Genomic DNA, 6,999 nt, shown 5'->3' with positions numbered 1-6,999 from the left:
GCGCCCAACGTTTACAGCGTGGACTACCAGGGTATCTAATCCTGTTCGCTCCCCACGCTTTCGCTCCTCAGCGTCAGTATCGGCCCAGAGACCCGCCTTCGCCACCGGTGTTCCTCCTGATATCTGCGCATTTCACCGCTACACCAGGAATTCCAGTCTCCCCTACCGAACTCTAGCCTGCCCGTATCGAATGCAAGCTCGGAGTTGAGCCCCGAGTTTTCACATTCGACGCGACAAGCCGCCTACGAGCTCTTTACGCCCAATAAATCCGGACAACGCTCGCGCCCTACGTCTTACCGCGGCTGCTGGCACGTAGTTGGCCGGCGCTTCTTCTGCAGGTACCGTCACTTGCGCTTCGTCCCTGCTGAAAGAGGTTTACAACCCGAAGGCCGTCATCCCTCACGCGGCGTCGCTGCATCAGGCTTCCGCCCATTGTGCAATATTCCCCACTGCTGCCTCCCGTAGGAGTCTGGGCCGTGTCTCAGTCCCAGTGTGGCCGGTCGCCCTCTCAGGCCGGCTACCCGTCGTCGCCTTGGTAGGCCATTACCCCACCAACAAGCTGATAGGCCGCGAGTCCATCCCAAACCGAAAAACTTTCCACGTCCATGCCATGCGGCAGGAAGTCGTATTCGGTATTAGCCCCCGTTTCCGAGGGTTATCCCAAAGTCTGGGGCAGGTTACTCACGTGTTACTCACCCGTTCGCCGCTCGAGTACCCCGAAGGGCCTTTCCGCTCGACTTGCATGTGTTAAGCACGCCGCCAGCGTTCGTCCTGAGCCAGGATCAAACTCTCCAACAAAATCTTTGGAAAAGCGTCCCGGCAACAAAATGTTGCCAAAGGAATCTCCCACCCATCGCCTAAACGATGAGCCGGGGTATTGCCATAATTGGCACTGGCTTATCAAGCACCCTGTTGAGTTCTCAAAGAACAACCGCACACCATCCTGCGTTCCGCTTTCGCGGCCCGCCGCCCGGGGCACTCGCTCTACTTTACTAGGCCTTCCTGGCGTTGTCAACCGGTTGATCCCGGTTGGTGCCGATCTAGCCGAGTAAGTCCCTTAGCCGAGCCCACAGCGCTGCCATGGTCTCGATTCAGAGGATTTGGCAGGACGGCCGCTGCGGATCTCTCCGCTCGCTCGCCCGTTTCCCTGCCGGCTCGGAGAACATTACCCGCCGGTTTCCGCGACCTCCAAACCGGGTCCCAGTGTTCCGCGTCTCCCCAGGTCAGCGCAGGGAAATCGCGAACCCCAGCGCGGTAGGGAGGTCGGAAGGCTCGAAGCCGGCAGGGAGAACTCGGATGGCTCAAGGCAGGCAGGAGGACGCGCAGGCCTCAAGGCCGGCAGGGGAAGCCGGAAGCCTCAAGGCCGGCGGACCTCGACCGAGCCGGCGCGGACCCGGACCGGCAACACCGGCTGGTCGTTGCCCGCAGGGCCGTGCACCACGAGACCGTCGGCCAACCGGAAGGTGCTCCCGTGCCACGGGCAGACCACACACGCGTCCGAGCCGCTGCCCTCGACGTCACCCTCACCGAGCGGTCCGCCCTCGTGCGAGCAGCGCTCGATCAGCGCGGTCACCCGGTCCCCCTGCCGGAAGAGCAGCACCGGTACGTCACCGGCCCGGCGTACGGCCGGTTTGCCCTCGGGCAGTGAGGAGAGCGAGCTGACCTCGGTCCATTCCTCGGGGACGCGAGCCACCTCCGTCGCCGCGTGGCTGATGCCCCCGCCCTGGGCGTACGAGAGATGGCCGCCCAGATAGGCCCCTGCCCCCGCAACCGACAGGCCGGCGAAGGCCAGCGCCCGGCCCTGCGCATGCCGCCCTCGCAGCCGGGCCACCAGCGAGCTCGCGTAGAGACCGACCGCGACCGCGTTGGTCATCGCGTGGACCAGGCCGACGCGGCGCCGGTCCTTGGTCATGTCGGACCAGTCGACCCAGCCGGCAACCGCCGCGGGCGCGACACCCACCGTGCCGGCGGCGATCAGAGCCGTTGCCGCCCGCCCGCTCCCGGGCACGAGACGCTCCGAAAGCAGGTCGAGAACCGCGGCGGACATGAACGCCCCGACCGGAACCTGCACGAGGACCGGGTGCAGCGGATGCCCCAGCCAGGTCCCGTGCAGCAGGTCGCGCAGGCGACGTGGCCGCACCACGCTGGTAACCGCGGACTGGATCTTGTCGCTGGCGCCGTCGAGGGCGTCTGCCTGTTCGAGCCGGGAGAGTGCCTGCCGCAACATAACTAGGCGGTTCCCGGCGGCGGGCCGGTCAAACACCGCCGGCCGCATGAAGGGCCGCACCGCCGGGTAGGCAAGCGGCCGACAGTGGGCGCGAGGGAGAAGACCATGGCTGCCGTCTCGGTGGATCGGCTCCAGCCGGGTGATCACGCGTGCCTGACCTACACCGATCCGGAGGAGCGGCTGGACCTGCTCACCGCCTTCGTCAGCGCCGGCCGCACGCGCAACGAGCGGGTCGTCTGTTTCTCCGACAGGGCCGAGGTGAAGGCGCTGCCTCTCTGGGGGCCGGGTCAGAGCCCGGATGCGAAAGCCATGGTCGCCCGGCTGGCCGAGGAGATGTCGGCGGCCGAGCGGGACGGGAACGCGGGCCTGCGGGTCGCCACGGACATGTGCTGGGCGATTCGTCCCCGGGCTGGCGCCGAGCAGTTGCTGGTCTTCGAGAACGAGGTGGGCGCGCTCTTCGGGACCGGCCGACTCACGATGATCTGCGAGTACGACCGGGAGAGCTTCGACCCGGTGACGCTGGGGTACGCGGCGCGGGTCCATCCGCGGATCGTCGCGGCCACGGTCTATCACGAGGACGGCCGGCTGCGGATCTGCCGCCAGCACGTGCCCCCGGGCGTACGGGTGAGCGGTGAGCTGGCCGCCGCCGGGGCGGAGCCGCTGGCCGCCGCCCTGGCCGAGGCGGTTCGCCTCGACCCGGACGTGCACGTGAACCTGAACCGGGTCACGGCCATGGACCCGGCGGTGGCCGCCTGCCTGATCCAGGTCGCGGAAGCCCTGCCGTGGGGGCGGCACATGGTGGTGACCTGTCCCACCCCCATCGGGCGGATGCTGGAGGGCGTACCCGCTCTGAAGGTGATCAGCCGAGAGCTTTGAGCGCGTCGCCGATGCCGCGGTGGAACGTGGGGTACGCCCAGATGGTGCTGAGCAGGGTCGAAATCGGCACCTCGGCGTGGATCGCCACCGACAGCGCGCCGATCATCTCCCCGCCGGACGGGCCGGCCGTGGTGGCGCCGACCAGCACCCCGCGGTCCTGATCGGCGACGACCTTGATCAGGCCCTCGTTGCCGGGCCCGTGGATGAAACCGCGCGAGGTGGCGGAGAGCGGCACCTGGCCGACGCGGACGTTCAGCCCGGCGTCGCGGGCCTGCTTCTCGGTGAGGCCGACCGCGCCGATCTCCGGGTCGAGGAAGGTGACCCGGGGCCGGGCCCGGTAGTCGGCACCGGGACCGCCCTGGCCGAGGATGTCGCGGACCGCGATGTCGGCTTCGTACATGGCCATGTGGGTGAAGTTGCCGTTGCCGGTGACGTCACCGACCGCCCAGACCCCGTCGGTGACGCGCATGCGGTCGTCGGTGGTGAGGGCACGCGCGGACGGGTCGAGGCCCAGTTGGTCGACGCCGAGGTCGTGCAGCCGCGCTGTACGCCCGGTCGCCACCAGCAGCTTCTCGCCGGTGAGGGTGGAACCGTCGGAGAGGGTGACGGTGAAACCGTGGTCGTACCCGACGTGGGTGGCGCGGACTGCGGTGTGGATGCGGATCCCGTCCGCCTTCATGGCCGCCGCGGCGACCTCGGACGACTCCGGCTCCTCCATGGCGAGCACCCGGTCACTGCCCTCGATGATCGTGACCTGGACCCCGAAGCGGGCGAAGGCCTGCGCGAACTCGCAGCCGATCGCGCCGCCGCCGAGCACCAGCATCGAGCTCGGCAGGGTGGGCGTCTCGACCGCGTCCCGGTTGGTCCAGTACGGCGTATCGGCGAGACCGTCGACCGGCGGGATGACGGCCGCGGTGCCGGTGGCGATGACCAGGCCGCGGCCCGCCACGAACTCCTCGTCGCCGGCCCGGACCCGGCCCGGGCCGGTGATCGTCGCCGTGCCACGGACGAAGGTCCCGCCCTTGCCGGTGAAGCGGTCCACCGCGACCTTGTCGTTCCAGTCGTCGGTGGCCTCGTCGCGGATGCGCTTGGCGACCGGGCCCCAGTCGGGGTCCACTGTGGCCGATCCGGCCAGGCCGGGGATCCGCCGCGCCTCGGCCAGAGCCGTGCCGGCCCGGACCATGATCTTCGTCGGGATGCAGCCCCAGTACGGGCACTCGCCTCCGACCAGCGTGTTCTCGACGCCGACCACGTTCAGTCCGGCCGCGGCCAGCCGGCCCGCGACCTCCTCGCCGCCGACTCCGAGGCCGACGACCACCACGTCCACTTGCCGCTCTGTCCCCATGGGGTTCAGCTAAGCACTAGATCCGCGCCGAGAAGTTCTCATGTGTCGCGCGCCGCAGACGATTTCTGACCTTCGCAAGCGGGAACACCGGCGGCCGTGAGGGGGCGGTGACGGGCATGGCTGGTGCCTGTCATCCTCACGGCCGCCACCCGTTTCTCGACCGCGGTGACGTGGGGCGCGGGACCCGCCGGTTGAACGTTTTGACGGACGCAACCTCCGACGGGCCCCGCCCACACCCGCCCGGACAACCGGGCGGAGGTCAGGGCCGCAGCCAGACCGCCTCATCCCGGTGTGACTCGAGCGGGCCGGGGTAGTCGAGGCCACGGCGCACCGGATCGGCAAGACGCCACGGCTGGTGCACGGCGGCGCCGTCGATTCCCTTCAACTCCGGTACGTAGCGACGAACGTACACGCCTTCGGGGTCGAAACGCAGGGCCTGGCGGATCGGGTTGAAGCGCCGGTAGGGCCGGGTGTCGTTGCCGGTGCCCGCAACCCACTGCCAGTTGCCGGAATTGTTGGGGACGTCCCCGTCGAGCAGCCAGCGGAAGAACCACTCCACACCGATCCGCCAGTCCAGGCCGAGGTGCTTGGTGAGGAACGCGGCGGTGATCAGACGTGCCCGGTTGTGCATCCAGCCCTCGGCACGCAGCTGGCGCATGCCGGCGTCGACGATCGGCACCCCGGTCAGCCCGTCCTGCCAGTGCTCGCGGGCGTCGTCGTCATAGCGCCACCCCTGGTCGCCGGCGGGCCGCATGGGCTCGGTGGAGAGTTTCGGGAACGCGTGCGCCACCTGGTAGTAGAAATCCCGCCAGCAGAGCTGGCGGACGAAAGCCTCGGCGCCACGCGATCGGGCAGCCTCGGCGACGGCGAGCGGCGAGACACAACCCCAGCGCAGGTACGGGCTGAGCCGGCTCGTTCCGTCCGCGGGCATGTCGTCGTGTGCGCCCTCGTACCCCTCGATCTGGCGCAACCAGCCGCTCAGCCGGCGGCGGCCGATGGTCTCGCCGCCCTCGGCGGCGTGGGGTGACTCGCCGTCGGGAATCTTCGGCAGGCTCCCGGTCGCGACCCCGTCCGGCAGCGTGATCCGCTGCGGGGTGGCGACCGGCGATCGCCAGGCCGCGGCCGACCAGGCCCGGAAATAGGGCGAGAACACCCGGTACGACTCGCCGCCGCCACCGGGGCGCACCGCTCCCGGCGACAGCACCGTGACGCCGGGTGTGACGCGCAACTCGGTCCGCTCGCGCTCGCACTCGTCGCGCAGCCGGCGCTCCCGGCGCCGGGCGTAGCCGGTGACGTCACCGGCCACCGCGACCCGGTCGGCGCCGGTCTCCCGAGCCAGGCGCATCGTCTCCGCCACCGGATCGCCCTCGCGGATCACCAGGTCGCCGCCGAGGCGGCGCAGCGACTCGCGGAGATCGGCCAGCGACTGGTGCAGGAATCGCAGCCGGTTGGCGGAGAGGCCGGCCAGGGTCGGGTCGAGCACGTAGAGCGGAACGATCCGGTCAGCGCCGGCCAGCACCGGGTTGTCGTGCACCCGCAGGTCACGGGTGAGCAGGGCGACCGTGACACCCATGTCAGACCGGGATCTGGACCGGGGTGCCGGGCCGGGTGAGCAGGTTGCGGACGGCGACCGCCACCCGGCGCTGGTTCGGCACCTTGGCGCGGCGGGCGAACACGTCGTAGCCGGCCGCCTCGATCTCGTTGAGGATGCCGCCGTAGAGCTGGTAGGCGGTGCGCATGCAGGCCTGCGAGGCCGGTTCGAGCAGCGGGATCCCGGGGGCGGCGGCCGCGTAGTGCTCGCGGGCCCGGGCCACCTCCGACTTGATCAGCTCCTTGATCGCCGGGGTGGCGACACCGCGCTGGAGGATGCGGCGGGTCACCCCGTACTCCGAGAGGTGTTCCTCGGGCAGGTAGATCCGGCCGCGCTGGAGATCCTCGGCGACGTCCCGGATGAAGTTGGTGAGCTGGAAGGCGAAGCCGAGCTGGCGGGCCGGCTCGCGGGCCGCGGCCGGGTCGGAGGAGCCGAGGATCGGCAGCATCATCGTGCCGATCACCGCCGCCGAGCCCTCCATGTAGTCGAGCAGGTCGTCGTAGGTGCGGTAGCCGGTGACCGTGATGTCCATGGCCATGCTGCGCAGGAACTTCTCGAAGTCATCGAGGTCCAGGTCGAACACCGCGATGGTGTGCAGCACGGCGGGCAGCAGCTCGTCGTCGATCTCCTCGCCGCGCAGGCCGGCGAGGAAGCGCTCGGACCACGCGGTGAGCAGCGCGGCCCGCTCGGCGGACGGTCGCGACTCGGTGCGATCGACGATCTCGTCCGCATATCGGGTGAATCCATAGAGGGCATGCACATGCCGGCGCTTCCACGCCGGTAGCAACCGGGTCGCCAGGTAGTACGTCCGCCCGTGCTCTCGGTGCAACTCACGGCAGCGCGCATAAGCGGCCGCCAAATCGGTATCCATGCCGGGCCTCCGGGCTAAATCGACGCACGAATCGACGCAACTTCTCAAAATTAGGGTACGGTACTGAGCGTGGCCAATCACACCCTCGA

General features: G+C 69.5%; 5 protein-coding genes and 1 rRNA gene. 1 reads left to right on the top strand and 5 read right to left on the bottom strand.

Annotation, left to right across the window (positions count from 1 at the left end):
• Both AB0F81_RS26940 and AB0F81_RS26935 read right to left on the bottom strand, forming a co-directional pair.
• Positions 1–798, bottom strand: a 16S ribosomal RNA gene (locus AB0F81_RS26940); the annotation flags it as partial.
• Positions 799–1,357: 559 nt separating this feature from the next.
• Positions 1,358–2,227 carry a Rieske 2Fe-2S domain-containing protein gene (locus AB0F81_RS26935; protein ID WP_360201555.1) on the bottom strand — a complete coding sequence of 290 codons (870 nt, stop codon included), beginning with the start codon at positions 2,225–2,227 and terminating at the stop codon, positions 1,358–1,360.
• A gap of 105 nt (positions 2,228–2,332) precedes the next feature.
• On the opposite strand from AB0F81_RS26935, the gene AB0F81_RS26930 reads away from it, so the two are divergent.
• Positions 2,333–3,103: an MEDS domain-containing protein gene (locus AB0F81_RS26930; protein ID WP_360201553.1), complete on the top strand. Its 771-nt coding sequence runs from the start codon at positions 2,333–2,335 to the stop codon at positions 3,101–3,103.
• On the opposite strand, the gene AB0F81_RS26925 is transcribed toward AB0F81_RS26930, so the two are convergent.
• The 3 genes from AB0F81_RS26925 to AB0F81_RS26915 form a co-directional block, all read right to left on the bottom strand.
• Positions 3,087–4,448, bottom strand: coding sequence for an NAD(P)/FAD-dependent oxidoreductase (locus tag AB0F81_RS26925; RefSeq protein WP_360201551.1), 1,362 nt, complete (start codon positions 4,446–4,448; stop codon positions 3,087–3,089). The genes AB0F81_RS26930 and AB0F81_RS26925 overlap by 17 nt on opposite strands.
• A gap of 259 nt (positions 4,449–4,707) precedes the next feature.
• Complete coding sequence (locus AB0F81_RS26920; RefSeq protein ID WP_360201550.1) at positions 4,708–6,021, bottom strand: deoxyribodipyrimidine photo-lyase; 1,314 nt, start codon at positions 6,019–6,021, stop codon at positions 4,708–4,710.
• Position 6,022: 1 nt separating this feature from the next.
• Positions 6,023–6,910, bottom strand: a complete 888-nt coding sequence (locus AB0F81_RS26915) for a phytoene/squalene synthase family protein (RefSeq protein ID WP_360201548.1) — start codon at positions 6,908–6,910, stop codon at positions 6,023–6,025.
• Positions 6,911–6,999 lie beyond the last annotated feature (89 nt).

Origin of the sequence: Actinoplanes sp. NPDC024001, from assembly GCF_040638955.1 — a bacterium.
Lineage (GTDB): Bacteria > Actinomycetota > Actinomycetes > Mycobacteriales > Micromonosporaceae > Actinoplanes.
The sequence above is the reverse complement of the archived record's forward strand: the minus strand, read 5'-3'. Positions and strand labels throughout refer to the sequence as shown.

Coding starts and splice junctions, on each gene's coding strand:
- AB0F81_RS26935 (WP_360201555.1), bottom strand. CDS start 2,227: ATGTTGCGGCAGGCACTCTCCCGGCTCGAACAGGCAGACGCCCTCGAC.
- AB0F81_RS26930 (WP_360201553.1), top strand. CDS start 2,333: ATGGCTGCCGTCTCGGTGGATCGGCTCCAGCCGGGTGATCACGCGTGC.
- AB0F81_RS26925 (WP_360201551.1), bottom strand. CDS start 4,448: ATGGGGACAGAGCGGCAAGTGGACGTGGTGGTCGTCGGCCTCGGAGTC.
- AB0F81_RS26920 (WP_360201550.1), bottom strand. CDS start 6,021: ATGGGTGTCACGGTCGCCCTGCTCACCCGTGACCTGCGGGTGCACGAC.
- AB0F81_RS26915 (WP_360201548.1), bottom strand. CDS start 6,910: ATGGATACCGATTTGGCGGCCGCTTATGCGCGCTGCCGTGAGTTGCAC.